Source organism: Ralstonia flaminis (genome assembly GCF_958415495.1).
In the GTDB taxonomy this organism is placed as follows: Bacteria; Pseudomonadota; Gammaproteobacteria; order Burkholderiales; family Burkholderiaceae; genus Ralstonia; species Ralstonia flaminis.
Genome location: NZ_CATZLL010000014.1, coordinates 116,732 through 131,562 on the forward strand (window position 1 = coordinate 116,732; position 14,831 = coordinate 131,562).

12 protein-coding genes and 1 pseudogene are annotated in these 14,831 nt (G+C 64.0%); 7 read left to right on the plus strand and 6 right to left on the minus strand.

The window, feature by feature from the left end; genetic code table 11:
- Positions 1–8: 8 nt before the first annotated feature.
- Positions 9–1,361 carry a sensor domain-containing protein gene (locus R2N11_RS20095; RefSeq protein WP_199031168.1) on the minus strand — a complete coding sequence of 451 codons (1,353 nt, stop codon included), beginning with the start codon at positions 1,359–1,361 and terminating at the stop codon, positions 9–11.
- A gap of 661 nt (positions 1,362–2,022) precedes the next feature.
- Here R2N11_RS20095 and R2N11_RS20100 point away from each other — a divergent pair.
- Positions 2,023–2,502 (plus strand): hypothetical protein, encoded by a 480-nt coding sequence (locus R2N11_RS20100; RefSeq protein WP_199031167.1) that lies wholly within the window; start codon positions 2,023–2,025, stop codon positions 2,500–2,502.
- Here R2N11_RS20100 and R2N11_RS20105 read toward each other — a convergent pair whose 3' ends face one another.
- Positions 2,503–2,937 carry a GtrA family protein gene (locus R2N11_RS20105; RefSeq protein ID WP_316682152.1) on the minus strand — a complete coding sequence of 145 codons (435 nt, stop codon included), beginning with the start codon at positions 2,935–2,937 and terminating at the stop codon, positions 2,503–2,505.
- 169 nt (positions 2,938–3,106) lie between these two features.
- Here R2N11_RS20105 and R2N11_RS20110 point away from each other — a divergent pair, with 169 nt between their 5' ends.
- Together R2N11_RS20110 and R2N11_RS20115 are read left to right on the plus strand one after the other, a co-directional pair.
- Complete coding sequence (locus R2N11_RS20110) at positions 3,107–4,015, plus strand: flagellar brake protein (RefSeq protein WP_316682153.1); 909 nt, start codon at positions 3,107–3,109, stop codon at positions 4,013–4,015.
- Positions 4,016–4,258: 243 nt separating this feature from the next.
- Positions 4,259–5,686, plus strand: coding sequence for a bifunctional diguanylate cyclase/phosphodiesterase (locus tag R2N11_RS20115; RefSeq protein ID WP_316682154.1), 1,428 nt, complete (start codon positions 4,259–4,261; stop codon positions 5,684–5,686).
- A gap of 94 nt (positions 5,687–5,780) precedes the next feature.
- Here the strand turns inward: R2N11_RS20115 and R2N11_RS20120 are convergent, their stop codons facing one another.
- Complete coding sequence (locus R2N11_RS20120; RefSeq protein WP_316682155.1) at positions 5,781–7,349, minus strand: methyl-accepting chemotaxis protein; 1,569 nt, start codon at positions 7,347–7,349, stop codon at positions 5,781–5,783.
- Between the two features lie 313 nt (positions 7,350–7,662).
- On the opposite strand from R2N11_RS20120, the gene R2N11_RS20125 reads away from it, so the two are divergent.
- Positions 7,663–7,803: an entericidin A/B family lipoprotein gene (locus tag R2N11_RS20125; protein WP_199031163.1), complete on the plus strand. Its 141-nt coding sequence runs from the start codon at positions 7,663–7,665 to the stop codon at positions 7,801–7,803.
- A gap of 92 nt (positions 7,804–7,895) precedes the next feature.
- Here the strand turns inward: R2N11_RS20125 and R2N11_RS26425 are convergent, their stop codons facing one another.
- Positions 7,896–8,789, minus strand: a complete 894-nt coding sequence (locus R2N11_RS26425; protein ID WP_430715463.1) for a phospholipase D-like domain-containing protein — start codon at positions 8,787–8,789, stop codon at positions 7,896–7,898.
- Positions 8,790–8,948: 159 nt separating this feature from the next.
- Positions 8,949–9,602 (minus strand): annotated as a pseudogene (locus R2N11_RS26430) (phospholipase D-like domain-containing protein); the annotation flags it as partial.
- A 202-nt stretch (positions 9,603–9,804) separates the two neighbouring features.
- On the opposite strand from R2N11_RS26430, the gene cls reads away from it, so the two are divergent.
- Both cls and R2N11_RS20140 read left to right on the plus strand, forming a co-directional pair.
- Positions 9,805–11,241: a cardiolipin synthase gene (gene cls, locus R2N11_RS20135; RefSeq protein ID WP_316682157.1), complete on the plus strand. Its 1,437-nt coding sequence runs from the start codon at positions 9,805–9,807 to the stop codon at positions 11,239–11,241.
- Positions 11,242–11,345: 104 nt separating this feature from the next.
- Positions 11,346–12,608, plus strand: coding sequence for an MFS transporter (locus R2N11_RS20140; protein WP_316682158.1), 1,263 nt, complete (start codon positions 11,346–11,348; stop codon positions 12,606–12,608).
- Between the two features lie 2 nt (positions 12,609–12,610).
- Here the strand turns inward: R2N11_RS20140 and R2N11_RS20145 are convergent, their stop codons facing one another.
- Entirely contained in the window at positions 12,611–13,618 is a 1,008-nt protein-coding gene (locus R2N11_RS20145; RefSeq protein ID WP_199031947.1) for an AraC family transcriptional regulator, read from the minus strand.
- A 153-nt stretch (positions 13,619–13,771) separates the two neighbouring features.
- Here R2N11_RS20145 and R2N11_RS20150 point away from each other — a divergent pair, with 153 nt between their 5' ends.
- Complete coding sequence (locus tag R2N11_RS20150; RefSeq protein WP_199031946.1) at positions 13,772–14,827, plus strand: beta-keto acid cleavage family enzyme; 1,056 nt, start codon at positions 13,772–13,774, stop codon at positions 14,825–14,827.
- Positions 14,828–14,831: the final 4 nt, after the last annotated feature.

Sequence of the window (14,831 nt, forward strand, 5' to 3'; positions counted from 1 at the left end):
GCGCCAGATCAGCGCACGTCAGCTTCGCCGTCGAGGTCGCGGTCGCGCGATCGCATGCCCATCAGGCGCTCGTAGTTGAGCGAGGCATGGAAGCCAAAGCCATTGCCGCCGGCACGCTTGACTTCGTACATGGCGGCATCAGCATTACGGATCAGCGTCTGGGCATCGTGGCCGTCAGCCGGGTATAGCGCCACACCGGCACTCACGCCCATCGACAGCACATGGCCCTCCACACGGAACGGCGCCTGCAGTTGATCGATCAGGCGCTCGATCGTCTGCTCCACATCGTCGCGCGTGGCGCAATGCGTGAGGATCGCAACAAACTCATCGCCACCCAATCGGGCAACCGTGTCGGACGCGCGCAGGCCACTGCGCAAGCGCATGGCGGTAGCCTTGAGAACCAGGTCTCCTACGCCGTGACCGTATTCGTCGTTAACAGGCTTGAAGCGGTCCAGGTCGATAAAGACAACCGCCACCTGACCGCGGGAACGACGCGCAGCTTGAATGGCGATGAACAACCGGTCGCGCAACAGGCGTGCGTTGGGCAAATCGGTCAGCGGGTCATGCAGCGCAAGGTGATGCGCCTGGTCGAGCATGGCTCGGCGCTTGGTGACGTCGAGCAGCGTACCGCTCACGCGTGTCGCCATGCCGCGTGCATCGCGCTCGGTCACGCGGCCGCGTGCGGCAATCCAGATCCACTGCCCGTGGCTCCCGCGCATGCGCTGCTCTACCTCAAAGCTCTCGACATCACCGCGCAGGTGACGATAGATGCGCCGCGCACTCAGGGCCGCATCCTGCGGATGCACCATGGAGAACCATGCGTCGGGATCGTTGGGCAGATCGTCGGGATCGTAGCCGAGCATGTCGGCCGTGCGGCGATTGAAGGACACATGCCGCGCACGCGTCGACCAATCGAAGGTGCCAAGCCCAGCACCATCGAGCACATAAGACAGGCGCTGCTCCGAAGCGCGCAGCGACTCAAGCGCCAGGCGCCGCGCAGTCACATCCTGCACCTGCACGATGAGATGCTTGCCGATGCTTGCACCGCTGATCTCATGCGCAAGCGCGAAATCGGCCTGTACCCATACGGTACTGCCGTCCTGGCGCACAAAGCGGGTTTCCATCGACAGCGCTTCGCGCTGGCCGGAGAGCAGCGCTTCAACGCCGTCGCGCGTGCGCTCGGTGTGATCGGGGTGGCAGAGATCGAACAGATCGCGCGTGCGCAGCGTCTGCGCTTCATGGCCTGTCAGCACGCACAGAGCGCGGTTCACGTCGAGGAAGCGACCCTCCGGCGCGCACAGGCCGATCCCTATCGGCGAATGTTCGATCGCAGCCTTGTACAAGTGGTGGTCCTCAAGCATGGCGATGCAATTTCGCGAATGCGGCAGTCCCGGGGGTGGCTGTGTGATGACGGCCGTCCCGCCCCAGAGCGCTCAACAACGCAATGCTTTGCGTCGGGCTGGGCGGGGGCGGTCGGCGTGATCCCCGTAACCGGTCTCGTGGTCTGCAACTCCAGCGGTGGCTGGCAGACCGGTCCGTGCACGTTGCGTGCGCACGAATCGAGGCGGACTATAGAAGCCGCTGGTTAACGGGGCAATCCCTTCCCGCGAGGGGACATGGACCATGTGCTCACTCTGGCCCCCTCGTACTCGAAGTCGACGCGAAGGAAACGCGCCCCGCGTCATTCCCGTCAGCGTTTGTCGCTGCCGATTGTCGACAGCCGCCCGGCGACGCTGGGCATCCCACAACTCTACACCCTGGCCACACGCAGAGCAGCTAACCGTTTGGTTAGGTCGAAAGGATGCAACGCGCGGCGCAACCGTTTGCCTGATACGCGCGCAGGGTTCTCCACATTGTGGATGTCTCCACTTGCAGACAAGCCTTAGGCGATCATCCAGAAGAACGAGGTCGCGCAAAAAGGGAGCGCGCTCCATTACTATTCCTGGAGATCGCTTCGGGGGGCGAGTGAACACGGCGAGCCGACGCGCGTCCAGATGGCGTGCGCGGTCAGTGGGAGGTTGTATGGAATTGAGTTTTGTCGCCCCCGGCACGCAAACGCACCGCTACGCCCTGAAGCTGGCGGGCCTGCCCGCAGAATCCGAGGGTACCGAGCCCATCGATCCGGTCTGGATCGACGATGCCCTCACCGCAGCCGTGCGTGTATTTGACGCGCATCGCGTGCACTTTGCCGACGCGTACTTCGCCTACCGGGCCCGCGATGCAGCGCAGCATCCCGCACATGCCGCAGACGTCGCTCCATCCACGCGCGTTGCGGGCGATCTGCACGACGACACACCACTGCTCGCAGATACCTTTGCCATTGCGCAGCTTGCGGCACTTGTCTCGCTGGAGGCGGCCGGCGTAGCCGACATCATCGACGTGCGTCTCGTGGTCGAGCGCTTGCGCGACGATGGCCCGCCCCCGCCCGCCGACGGCATCGGCGAAGTCACATTCACCACCGAAAGCACCCCAAGCCTGCGCGGCGGCGCCAGCCGGCACTGATTACGGCGACGGCCCGGTCGGCCTGCCCACGGCGGCGGCATCCCGAAAAGTCCAGTGCCGGTGCACCAGAAAGTTGAAGACAGCGGTGATTGCCGAGGCGAACATCTGCGCGACGAGGTAATACAGCCCAAGCGCCAGACCAATCGCCATGATGGTGGCATTGCACCCCAGTGCCAGGAACGCCACCACGCCAAATCGCAACATCGCGCCGATATGCCCGCGCGTACTGTTGAACACCGCCTGCCGACTGATGAAGTAGTTGAGCGTGGCACCGATGACGCTGCCGGCTACGGATGCCCGCCAGGGCGAGACACCCACCTGCACCAGCCCAAACAGCACGGCGTAGTGCGCCAGCGTCGCACCGCCGCCAATAACGACATAGCGCGCGAACTGCTCTGCCACTGCCCAAACACCCCGCCGAGAGATTGTCGTCACGCCGTGCCCGCCGTGGAAGAAAGACTGCGCCGCATCATAGCAACGGTGTGTGCAACTCCTGTGCCCACCCAAACCTGAAGCGACGCCAAGTGCGCTTTGCGCTTAAAGTTGCGTGACATTTGGCCGTATAAAGTCGTGGGACCCGCGCAGGTGCGGGTGCGCCATTGCCATGCTTGAACTTCAACCTCTCGACATTCCGCTTGCAATCCCCCTGCCGTGGCCGATGCTGGACGCCGACGGGCAACTGCTCGTACCCAAGGGCGACGTCATCCACTCGCCGGAGGAGATCGACCTGCTGTTTACGCTGCATCGTCCGCATCGTCAGGCTGACGGCTCGCCGCAGCCGGCGCCCGCCTTTGCCAACACGCAGTTCCCAAACACGCTGTTCCCCGACATTGGGGGTGAAGACCCGGACGGAGAACGCAACATCGCCATGGAGCTGCTGGGCCTGCGCCCGGGCGGCATGCTCACCGTACGCCTGACGGCGGGTGCTGGGCAAAGCAAGGGGGCCGCGCGCGTGATGGGCTACAGCCCGCAGCGCCACCTGCTCATCACCATGCCGACCGACAGCGGCCGCGCGGTCATGCCTGTCAAGGACGAACTGCTGGAGATCCACGCGTTCTCGGGCGAGGGCATCGCTAGTTTCGAATGCACGGTGATGGCAGTGTGCCGCATCCCCTTCGAATACGTCGTGCTGTCACCGCCGCGGCGGATCAAGAACCGCACGTTGCGCAAGTCGCTGCGTGTGCGAACCAACGTGGTCGGCAAGATGCTGGTGAGCGGCGAGCCGCCGCGCATGATCCATATCTCCGACATCAGCACGACAGGGGCGTCTTTCCGCTCCGCGCATCGGCTGGAAGTCAGTGGTGCACCCGCGCGCCTGCGCTTTCGCGTGAAGACGCGCGACTACCACTCGGAGCTGGTGGCCGCGACGCTCATCCGCAGCGAGAAGCCCGCTGACTTGCCCAATACCTATCAGTACGGCGTGGAGTTCATCGAGTTGGTCGCGGCACAGAAGATGCTGTTGCAGTGCTTCATCTACGAGCAATTGCTGTGGGGCGGCCAACGCATGGTGTAAGTCAGCAGCATGGTTGCCGCAACAGCAAAACGATATCAATTCCTTTTTTATCTGAATTAACAACAACTAAATTTATAAAAGCGGCGTATGTGGTTCCGATGAAAACCCACCGCGAATCGGCCACCCACGCCGTGTTTCGGCTTATGATGCCCAGAGGTTTGCCGTAACAACGTTACACAATTGACGGCATAGGCAAACCCGTGCATTTCCGTTTCAAAGGTATTTGCAGGACGATCCCCATTTATGAGTCGCGCAACATCTGTCGCGCCATCGGGTCTGGATCCCATCTCCGAACTGCCGGATCGAGAACGATTCGTCTACCTGCTGGCAGCGATGCCACACACCGCACAGCCCGGCGCCGCCCATGCAACCGGCGCATTGCTGCTGATCGGCCTGGATCATTTTGCCGAGGCGACCAACACGCTAGGGCCCCTTGCGGCACGTGCAGTCATCGTTGAATGTGCGGCACGCCTCAAGGCGCTATGCACGCCCGATGCCGATGGCAGTGCCCCGATCGTCGGGCGCGTGGGCCACGAAACCTTTGCCGTTGCCTCGGCTGAATTTGCCTCCGCACAGGCCGTCCACGATCTCGCACGACGGATCTCCGCCGCGCTCACGCGGCCGTTTATTGCGCAGGGGTACGAACTGGTTTGCTCGTGCAGTATTGGCATGACACTGTTCGAGAGCACGCCCACGGAAGCCGCACGGCTGATCGAACAGGCGGATCGCGCGCTCTATCACGTGCAGCACGGCGGCGAGCAAAGCCCCGCACTGTATGCCCCTGCCGCAATGTCGCCGCGCACCGACGGCGCAGCAGCGCCACACCAGACAACGGACCCCGCCGCTGAACATCCGCGCCTGGCAGCGCAGCTACGCCACGCACTGGCGCGCCGCCAGTTCAGCCTAAACCTGCAACCGCAATTGAGCCTGGCCGACGGCAAGATCGTCGGCTACGAATTTCTCTTGCGCTGGATCTCACCCGAGCTGGGCGGCGTGGCACCGGCGGATTTCCTGCCGATCCTGGAGCAGAGCGGTGACATCCGCGAGGTAGGCCGTTGGGTGCTCGACAATGCCGCCCAGATGCTCGCCGGCCTGCAGCGTGAAGAATCCGAGCGGTCAGGTCGCGGCGGCCAACGGCATCAATCCAGCGTGCATGCTGCGGTCAACCTGTCGGTGACGCAGTTGCTCGATCCCCAGTTGAGCAACATCGTGCGCGACATTGCTGCACGCCATGCGGTGCCAACCACGCGGCTGGTATTCGAGGTGTCGGAGCACACGCTGCTGCGTGTGAGCGGCGCGGCGCATCAGGCCATCGACGCTCTGCGCGCATGCGGAGCACGGGTGGCCGTGGAGGACTTTGGCGCGACGGCGCACAGCCTCGATTGTCTGGAGGCCTTCCGCCCCGATCAGGTCAAGCTCGACCAAGGCGTCGTCAGTGCCGGGGCCGATGCCCACCATCACGGCACACTGCAAAAGTTGGTAGCCGCTGCGCACGCCGCCGGCGTGCCTGTCACGGCCACACGCGTGGAAACGGCCGCGCAGCTCCAAGCGCTGCGTGCCTGCCGTTGCGACGTGATTCAGGGTTACCTGCTATCGCAGCCCTTCCCTGTGCGCTGGATCGACGATACACAAGGCGTGATTGCCGAGCGCGCTCGCGATCTGATGCCCTAGGGCTCGGGACACCACGGCAAAAACAAACGCCCCTCCGCGCATGCGGAAGGGCGTTGTGTTGTTGACGGCTGAAGCGAGTCGCTCAGTACCGCATTCAAACGTGGTTCGTGCGGAAGACCGCAACCGCGCTGCGCAACGCCTCCGCCTGCTCCTCCAGCGACTCTGCAGCGGCCGCTGCCTGCTCCACCAGCGCGGCATTCTGCTGGGTCACCTGGTCCATCTGCGTGACAGCCTGGTTGACCTGCTCGATGCCGCTGCTCTGCTCTTCCGACGCGGCGGAAATCTCGCCCATGATGTCGGTCACACGCTTGACGGCCACCACCACTTCCTCGATCACCGTACCGGCCTCGGCCACCAGCGTTGAGCCGTTCTGCACACGGCCAACCGAGTCCCCGATCAGCTCCTTGATCTCTTTGGCCGCCGTGGCGCTACGCTGCGCCAGGCTGCGCACTTCACCGGCCACCACGGCAAAGCCGCGGCCTTGCTCGCCGGCGCGGGCGGCTTCCACCGCGGCGTTGAGCGCCAGGATGTTGGTCTGGAACGCGATGCCCTCGATCACACCAATGATGTCGGCAATCTTCCTGCTGCTGTCGTTGATGCCCGTCATCGTCTCGATGACGCGGCCCACGACTTCCCCGCCCTTGACGGCGATATCCGACGCATTGACTGCCAGCGTGCTGGCCTGACGGGCGTTGTCGGCGTTCTGCTTCACGATGCTGGTCAGCTCTTCCATGCTGGAAGCGGTTTCCTCCAGCGAGCTGGCCTGTTGCTCCGTGCGCTGCGACAGGTCGGCATTGCCGGCGGCGATCTGCTTGGTGGCGCTGGCGATCGAGTCCGAACCCGTGCGCACCTGGCCGATGATCTGCTGCAGACTCGTCTGCATCGAAGACACGGCGTGCATCAGGCGCGCAGTTTCATCCCGACGACCAGCCGTGGTTTGCCCTTCCATGCGCGTGGCAAGGTCACCCGAGGCCATGCGCTCAAACACCTGAATGGCCCGCTCCAGCGGGCGCACCACCGAGCGGCCCAGCACACTACGCGCCAGCACCGACAACACCAGCGCTGCAGCCAACAAGCCACCCGCAATCCAGATGCTCATGGCATAGCGCGACTGCGAATTGTCAAAGCGCGTCTTGCCGTACTTGAAGCGTGCTCCAACCAGCGGCCCCAGCGCCGTGTCGTAATCGACAAACAGCTTGGGCACCTGGGTCGTGTTCAGTTCGCGATAGGTGGTGAGATCGCTGCGTTCCAGCGCGGCAATGGCAGGCTCCAGCGCCGTCTTCACGAACTTGGTGCGTGCTGCGTCGGCGAGTTGCAGCTGGGCGCGGTCGGCGTCGGGAATCGGCAGCTTCATGAACTCGGCCCACGCGTCGTTGGCCGAGTTGACCATGGTGTGCGCATCGGCCAGCAGCTTCTTCAGTTCGTCCGGCGACGACACCGAATCAAAATTGGTCAGGTGAATGCGTGCCCACAGCAGATTGATGGTGTCCTTGGCCAGCAGGTCCAGCCCCTTGGCATCTTCCAGGTACACGGCACGCAGGTCGTCATTCGTCGCCCGGCCGGTGGAGATGCCCGCAAAACCCACGACCGCGATCATCACGGCAAACGCCGCAACCAGCATCGTCAATCGCGTCCGAATGCTCGTGTCCATCCACTTCCACATATGTATTCCCCCGCATGGTTGGCCGTCAGGCGCTGTCTTGTGCTCTTTTTTCCGGCTTCGATGTACCGGTTGTCTGGCACCCGTTTCACTCCTGAAATGTCCTAACGGCAGGGGGCGGCGGAAGTAGAGCCCCTCCCCACGAATGTCCGGGATACGCCGCAAGTGATACGAAAGACTGTCAAAAAGATGCGCCCGAAGCACCCTACGTGCGCGGGGTGGCACTAAAATGCGGTCTGCGCCACCGGATGGGTGGCAATCATGCGAAACCGCGCAAGATCGCGCGGTAGACCGCTCTACTCACAAGGGGATCAAGATGAAGAAACTGATTGCACTGGTAGCCCTGGGCTGCGCTGTCTTGGCCGGTTGCAACACGATGGCAGGCATGGGCAAGGACATCCAGTCGGGTGGCCAGAAGCTGGAAAGCGCTGCCGACAACACCAAGCAGAAGATGTAATGCTGGATCGGCTAGGGCGATTACCCAGCCAGATTTGAAAGATGCCAGAAAAAACGCCACACATCGTGGCGTTTTTTCTTGCGCACACTGGCCTATAACAGCTCCTCCGGCGTAAACGGCGCCAGCATCTGAATCCATACGCGCCGGCCCAGGCTCACGTCCGGCTCATGGTCGGTCACGATCTCCTTGTCGTTCTCGTACGTGGTCCAGCGCAGGTGGCCATCTACCTGGGTCACATGGTAAGCACTGCTCCGGATCGCCGCGTCGAACAGCCGCGCCACCGCCTGCGACAGCACCGGGCTGTGGATGATCAGCCCCGTTTCCGTATTGAGTCCGACCGAACGCGGGTCGACATTCATCGACCCGACGAAGAGCGTGCTGCGGTCAACAATGACCGACTTCACGTGCAAGCTCGCCTGCGCCGACCGGAACGTACCGAACAATTTCGGCCGATCGCCCAGCGTGGGACGCAGTTCATAGAGTTCGACACCATCGCCCAACAACGCACTGCGGTATTTGGCATAGCCGACATGCACGATGGGCGCATCGGTCGCGGCCAGAGAATTGGTCAGCACGCGCAAGTGCACGCCGCGCGCCTCCAGATTCTTGGCCACCGCCATGCCACGCGCACCAGGCACAAAGTACGGTGAAATCAGAATGACCTCTTGCTGGGCCTGCTCGATCTCGTGCAGCAGCGTCTGGGCGACGCGCTCCTCGCTTGAGGTGACATCGTCACCGGATACCTTGGCTGGGCGATCGACCGTCACCCGCGCCGGCGCCCATTCGAGCCGCAGGCGGTTGCGGGCGATCTGGTCCGCCAGGAACCAGTCGCCTGCGGCGGGGCGCAAGGGCAATGCGTCCGGTTGCGCCGGAGGCTGCCCTGCCCGTGCGGATGCTGGCCCCTGCGGGCCGGGCGCGGCATCCATGTCGATAGGCTGCGTGGGCACCTCAATGTGTTGCGGCGGCGCTGCGGGCCGATCCGGCATCGTCACCGGCGGCGGATAGTTGCCCTCCTTCGGCTCGGGCGGATGCGCGGTGCTGGGCTCGGGTGCCAGTGCCTCTACCGGATAGGCGAATTCGCTGTTCCAGTACGCATCAAACGCCGCCGACAGTTGCCGCACCGCTGGCCCCGCTGCCAGTACGTCCAGGTCGACGAAATTGGTGGTCTCGTTTTGCGTGAAATACTCCGCACCGAGGTTACGACCGCCCGTGACGGCCAGCGCGTTGTCGGCAATGAACGCCTTGTTGTGCATGCGCCGGTTGACGCGGCGGAACTCGGCCGCACCGCTCAGATAGCGCGTCAGGTTCGACATGCGGCCGCCCGGAAACGGGTTGAACAGCCGCACATCAATATTCTTGTGCGACGAAAACCTGAGGAAAGCCAGATCGCGCCCGTCGCTGTGGAGATCGTCGACCAGCATGCGCACGCGCACGCCGCGCTCGGCAGCAGCCCGCACGTGGCGCATCAGCTCACGCACGGAGTTGTCGCTCTCGATGATGAAGTACTGCAGATCCAGCGTGCGCTCTGCACGGTCCGCCAGCGTGAGCAAGGTGGCATAGGCCTCTTCCCCGGAGGGGATCAGCCGGAAGCCAGACACATCCGCCGACGGCGCCGCAGCCTGTGCCAGACGCCCGAGCGTGGTGGCCGATTCGGCGTTGGGCAGCGCATTGCTGACAGGCCGATCGACATGTTCAGGCAGGCTGACGCAGCCCGCCAGCAACAGCGCAGCAAACCACGCAAACGAAGCCAGCCACGCGCGGCGAGTCGTGCACGATGGAATCTGCGGGTGCCCTTGCATGTTCGTTGGTGTTCTTTTGCGATGGTTGGTCGACAGGACGGCCTCTGCACATCAGCATGCGGCGTGCCACGCCTCACATGCCTGGTGAGACTACGCCAGCCTTACAGCGCCACTGTATCCGTGTTTGTCCGACGCCACCCCGGGGCATGTCAGAATGCGCACATCGTCGCGTGCCGAGCCGAGCCCTTTTTCTCCTTCTTCGATGCCGACCAGTACCACCGCGTTTTTTGCCTCCCTCCTCTTCCTCGTGCACTGCGTGGGCGTGTTTGCCGCCGTCCACGCGGTGCTTACCGTGCGTACCTCGCAAGGCGCCATCGCCTGGGCCATTTCGCTGGTGACGCTACCCGAGTTCACGCTGATCCCTTACCTGATCTTCGGGCGCAGCACGTTTGCCGGTTACGTGGATGCACGACGCTTTCACAACGCACGCCTGCGCGAGATCACGCTCTCCGATGACTGGCGCCGCCTGCGTGACCACGAATCAAGTGTGGTCGAGCCGCAGCACGCCTGCATGCAGGCCTTGCCACGTCTCACGGGCATGCCATGCCGGTCACACAATCGCGTGCGCCTGCTCGTAAACGGCGCGGAAACCTTTGACGCCATCTTCGCAGCCATCCCACAGGCGCGTCGCGTGCTGATCGTGCAGTTCTTTATCGTGCATGACGACACACTGGGCCGCCGCTTGGCCGAGGCAATGCTTGAACGCGCCCGTGCCGGGGTGTGCGTGTACTTCCTGTTCGACAGCATCGGCTGCCATGCCCTGCCCCGCCACTACGTGCAGCGTCTGATCGACGGGGGCATCCACGCCAAGCCGTTCGCCACGCACAGTGGCTTCGTCAACCGCTTTCAACTCAATTTCCGCAATCACCGCAAGCTGGTGGTAGTGGACGGCGAACGTGCGTACGTGGGCGGCCACAACGTCGGCAACGAATATCTGGGCGAGAGGCCGCCGCTCTCGCCGTGGCGCGACACGCATATCGAGATCGTCGGCGCGGCGGTTATGGACCTGCAGTTCACCTTTGCCGAAGACTGGTACTGGGCCGCGAAAGAAGTGCCGCAACTGCTCGTGCCAGAGCAGTGCCCCGAGGAAAACATGGTCTGCCAAGCGGTTGCCAGTGGCCCGGCTGACAAGCAAGAGACCTGCTCACTGTTCTTCATGGAGGCCATCCAGTCGGCGCGCAAGCGGCTATGGATCACCACGCCGTATTTCATTCCGGATGAGGCCGTGTTTGCCGCACTGCGCCTGGCCGTGCTGCGCGGCGTGGATGTGCGCATCCTGATCCCATCTCGACCGGACCACCGCGTGGTGTTCCTGGCCTCGACGCTGTACGCGCATCAGGCCATCCGCGCGGGCGTAAAAATCTACCGTTATCTGCCCGGTTTCCTGCACCAGAAAGTCGTGCTGATCGACGACGACGCGGCAGCCGTGGGCAGTGCCAACCTAGACAACCGCTCGTTCCGCCTGAACTTCGAGGTGATGGTCATGACTGCCGACCAACGCTTCGCCAGCGATGTCACGCGCATGCTTGAAGCCGACTTTGCTGAAGCCACCCGCATTGGCCGCGATGAATACGAGCGCGCCCACCCGCTACGCCGCGTGATCATGCACGTGGCCAAGCTGTTCGCGCCGATCCTGTAGTTCTGCATCGCAATCGCCAGAATTCACCCGCAAGAAGCGGAGCGCCACAACGCATCGTCGTCCCTAACCTGAAGCCCAACACTTTCAGGACCAGGAGACGTGCGATGCCCGCCACCCTTGACTCATCGATCGACCGCCTGCCCTCCGGCTTCAACCGGTTAGCGGGCTCCAACCTCGCCGCGCAATCTGCCGAGCAGATCGCGCTGGCCGCCATGCCGATGGTGGCGGTGCTTACCCTGCACGCCAATGCCAGCACGGCGAGCTGGCTGCAGGTGGCGCTCACGCTGCCGTTCGTGATGTTTGCCATTCCCGTCGGCATGCTGGCGGACCGCTGGCCCAAACGCACGTTGATGGCCGGCGCGGAGGCGGTGCGTGCGGTGGCGCTGTTCGTGGTGGCCGGTCTGCTGCTGGCGGGGCACCTGAACCTGACTGCACTCAGCGTGCTGGGCTTCGTGGCGGTATGCGGCACGGTGGTGTTCAGCGTGGCGGCACCGGCGTTGGTGCCATCGCTCGTACCACCGATGATGCTCTCGCGTGCCAACGGGCGCATCGAGCTGGCGCGCACCGTGGCGTTTGCCTGCGGCCCGGCCATCGGTGGCGCGCTGATCGGCTGGACCGGCGCCATGACGGCCTTCGTACTGGCCGCCGCGCTATCCGTTGGTGCGGCAGCGCTGCTGACAGGCGTCCCCTCGCCCGCGGCTGCCGCACGGCGTGCGACGCATCCGCTGCGCGACATCGCCGAGGGCACGCGCTTCGTGTTCCATCACCCGCTGCTGCGGCCGGTGTTCATTACGCAGTGCCTCTTCACAATGTCCTTTTTCATGGTGCTCGCGGTCTTCGTGCCGTATGCGGCGCACCGGCTTGGGCTGTCGGCGCAGGCCATCGGGCTCACGCTCGGGATGTACGGTGCAGGCATGGTGATCGGCGCACTGCTCGCTGCGCGCATCCTGGCGCGCTGGCGCTTTGGCCATGTGGTGGCAACCGGCCCCGTATGCGGGCTGGCCGGCGGTGCTTTGCTGGCAGCGACGCTCTGGCAGCCGTGGCCGGCGCTCGCCCATGCGGGGTTCTTCATGCTGGGGTGCGGGCCGATCCTGTGGGTAGTCAGCACGACCACGCTGCGGCAGACGGTCACGCCGCCCGCACTGCTGGCGCGCGTGTCGGCGGTCAACGTGATGTCGTACGGTGCGCGGCCGGTGGGGGCTGCATTGGCCGCATGGCTGGCGGCGCAGGCGGGTACCGGTGCGTGCTTGCTGATGGCGCTGGCCGGCTTTGCGCTGCAGTTGTTGTGCATCCTCCAGTCGCCGGCAGTCCGGCTTGCGCGTCAGCCGAGTCCAGATGACGCCGATACCGCGCTCAACCCAGCCTGACGCTATTGCGTCTGCGCGTGTGCATCGCGCCAAGCGCGCGGCGTCATGCCAAAGTGGGCGACGAACCAGCGCGTGAATGATGCCTGCCGCGTGTACCCCAGCAGCGCCGCTACCCGGCCGATCCGGTAACTCGGGTTGGCCATGTAGCGGACGGCCAGGTTGTGGCGCACCTCCTCCACCAGTTCGGAGAACGTTGCGCCGGCAGACTCCAACTGCCGCTGCAGGGTGCGTGCGCTCAGGTGAAGGTGCTCGGCCACCTGCTCCACCGACGCACGCTCCAGCGGCAACAACAGATACACCGCGCGCCGCACTTCCTGCACCACCGCAGCCGGCCCCGACACGTTGAGCGGCTCGGCCAGGCTTTCTGCATAGCGCACGAGCGCCGGGTCAGCGGCTGGGTTGGGCGTCTCCAGATCGGCCGCTACGCAAACGATGCCGTTGAAATCGCTGTCAAACACGATCGGGCAACCGAACACGCGGCGATGCAGGCTGACATCCATCGGGGCTGCATGCGTGAAGTGGATGCCGCGCGGCTTCCAATGTGTGCCCAGCAGCGCACTGCAAATGCGGGCCAGCACACCCACGGCCAACTCGTTGGCCTGGCGCAATGGCACGGGCGCCTCGGTGATGATCTCCTCCCGGATGACCACCATGTCGCCATCGGATTCCAGGTAGACCGCCAGCGCCTCGTTCATGAGATGGCGATACTGGATGATGGCCTGCAACGCCTCGCGCAGGGTGCGCTTGTGCCCGAGCAGCAGGCCAAGCACGCCAAAATCCAGTTCCTGCCGCGCCTCGGCCATCTGCAGGCCAAGTGTCGGGCACGGCGCACTGGCCGCCGTGACCTCCATCAACTGACAGGTCGCCACCACGGGCACGAGCTGCTCCGTGTCGGCCAGCTTGGCCGGGTCGAGCCCCACCTGCCGCAACGCCTCCTGCGGGTTGAATCCGAGCCGCCGCACGACCTGAAAGTAGCCGTTCAGCGATCGGGCGCGCACCATTGTCTCCATGGATGTCCGCCAATCTCTGGGGCCGTTTGGGCCCTCTTGGTGTTTACACGGAATGGCGCACAAAGAGAAAAACTTGGCGCCAATTGAGAAATACAACCCTACCGTCTCCCTATAGTGGAGTCCACCAGAGACATCCCCTACAGGAGCCCCACGATGCAATTTCTCGACGATTCCCTGCACCCCGAGAACCAGGACAAGGTGGTCATTACCGTTGCGCCGTACGGCCCGGAATGGATGCCGGAAGATTTTCCGGAAGACATCCCGGTCACGATGGAAGAGCAGGTGCAGAAAGCCGTGGATTGCTACAACGCCGGAGCCACCGTGCTACACCTGCACGTGCGCGAGCTGGACGGCAAGGGCTCCAAGCGGCTGTCGAAATTCAACGAGCTGATTGCCGGCGTGCGCGCAGCGGTGCCCGACATGATCATCCAGGTGGGCGGCTCGATTTCGTTTGCGCCGGAAGACGAAGGCCAGGCTGCCAAGTGGCTGTCGGACGACACGCGCCACATGCTGGCCGACCTGACCCCGACACCCGATCAGGTGACCGTGGCCATCAACACCACGCAGATGAACATCATGGAGCTGCTGTATCCGGAATACCTGGAAGGCACCTCCCTGTCGCACCCCGCGCTGCAGCAGGCCTACCGCGAGATGACCGTGCCAGCCGGGCCACAATGGCTGGAAGAACACCTGCGCCGCCTGCAGGCCGCCGGCGTGCAGCCGCACTTCCAGCTCACCGGCATCCATGCGATGGAAACGCTGGAGCGCCTGGTGCGCAAGGGCCTCTACAAGGGTCCGCTCAACCTCACGTGGATCGGCATTGGTGGCGGTTTTGACGGCCCCAACCCGTTCAACTTCTTCAACTTCATCCACCGCGCGCCGGATGGTTGCACGCTCACGGCGGAGTCGCTGCTCAAGAACGTCCTGCCGTTCAACATGATGGCGATGGCAATGGGTCTGCACCCGCGCTGCGGCATTGAAGACACCATCATCGACCAGCACGGCAACCGCATGACCTCGGTGCAGCAGATCGAGCAATGCGTGCGCGTGGCAAAAGAACTCGGCCGCGAAATCGCCAGTGGCAAGGAAGCGCGCCAGATCTACCGCATCGGCACCTGGTACGACAGCGCCGAGGAAACGCTGGCCAAGAACGGCATGGCCCCCAACCGCGCGCCGAATGTGAAGAACCTACCGCTGCGCGCAGCCTAAACTA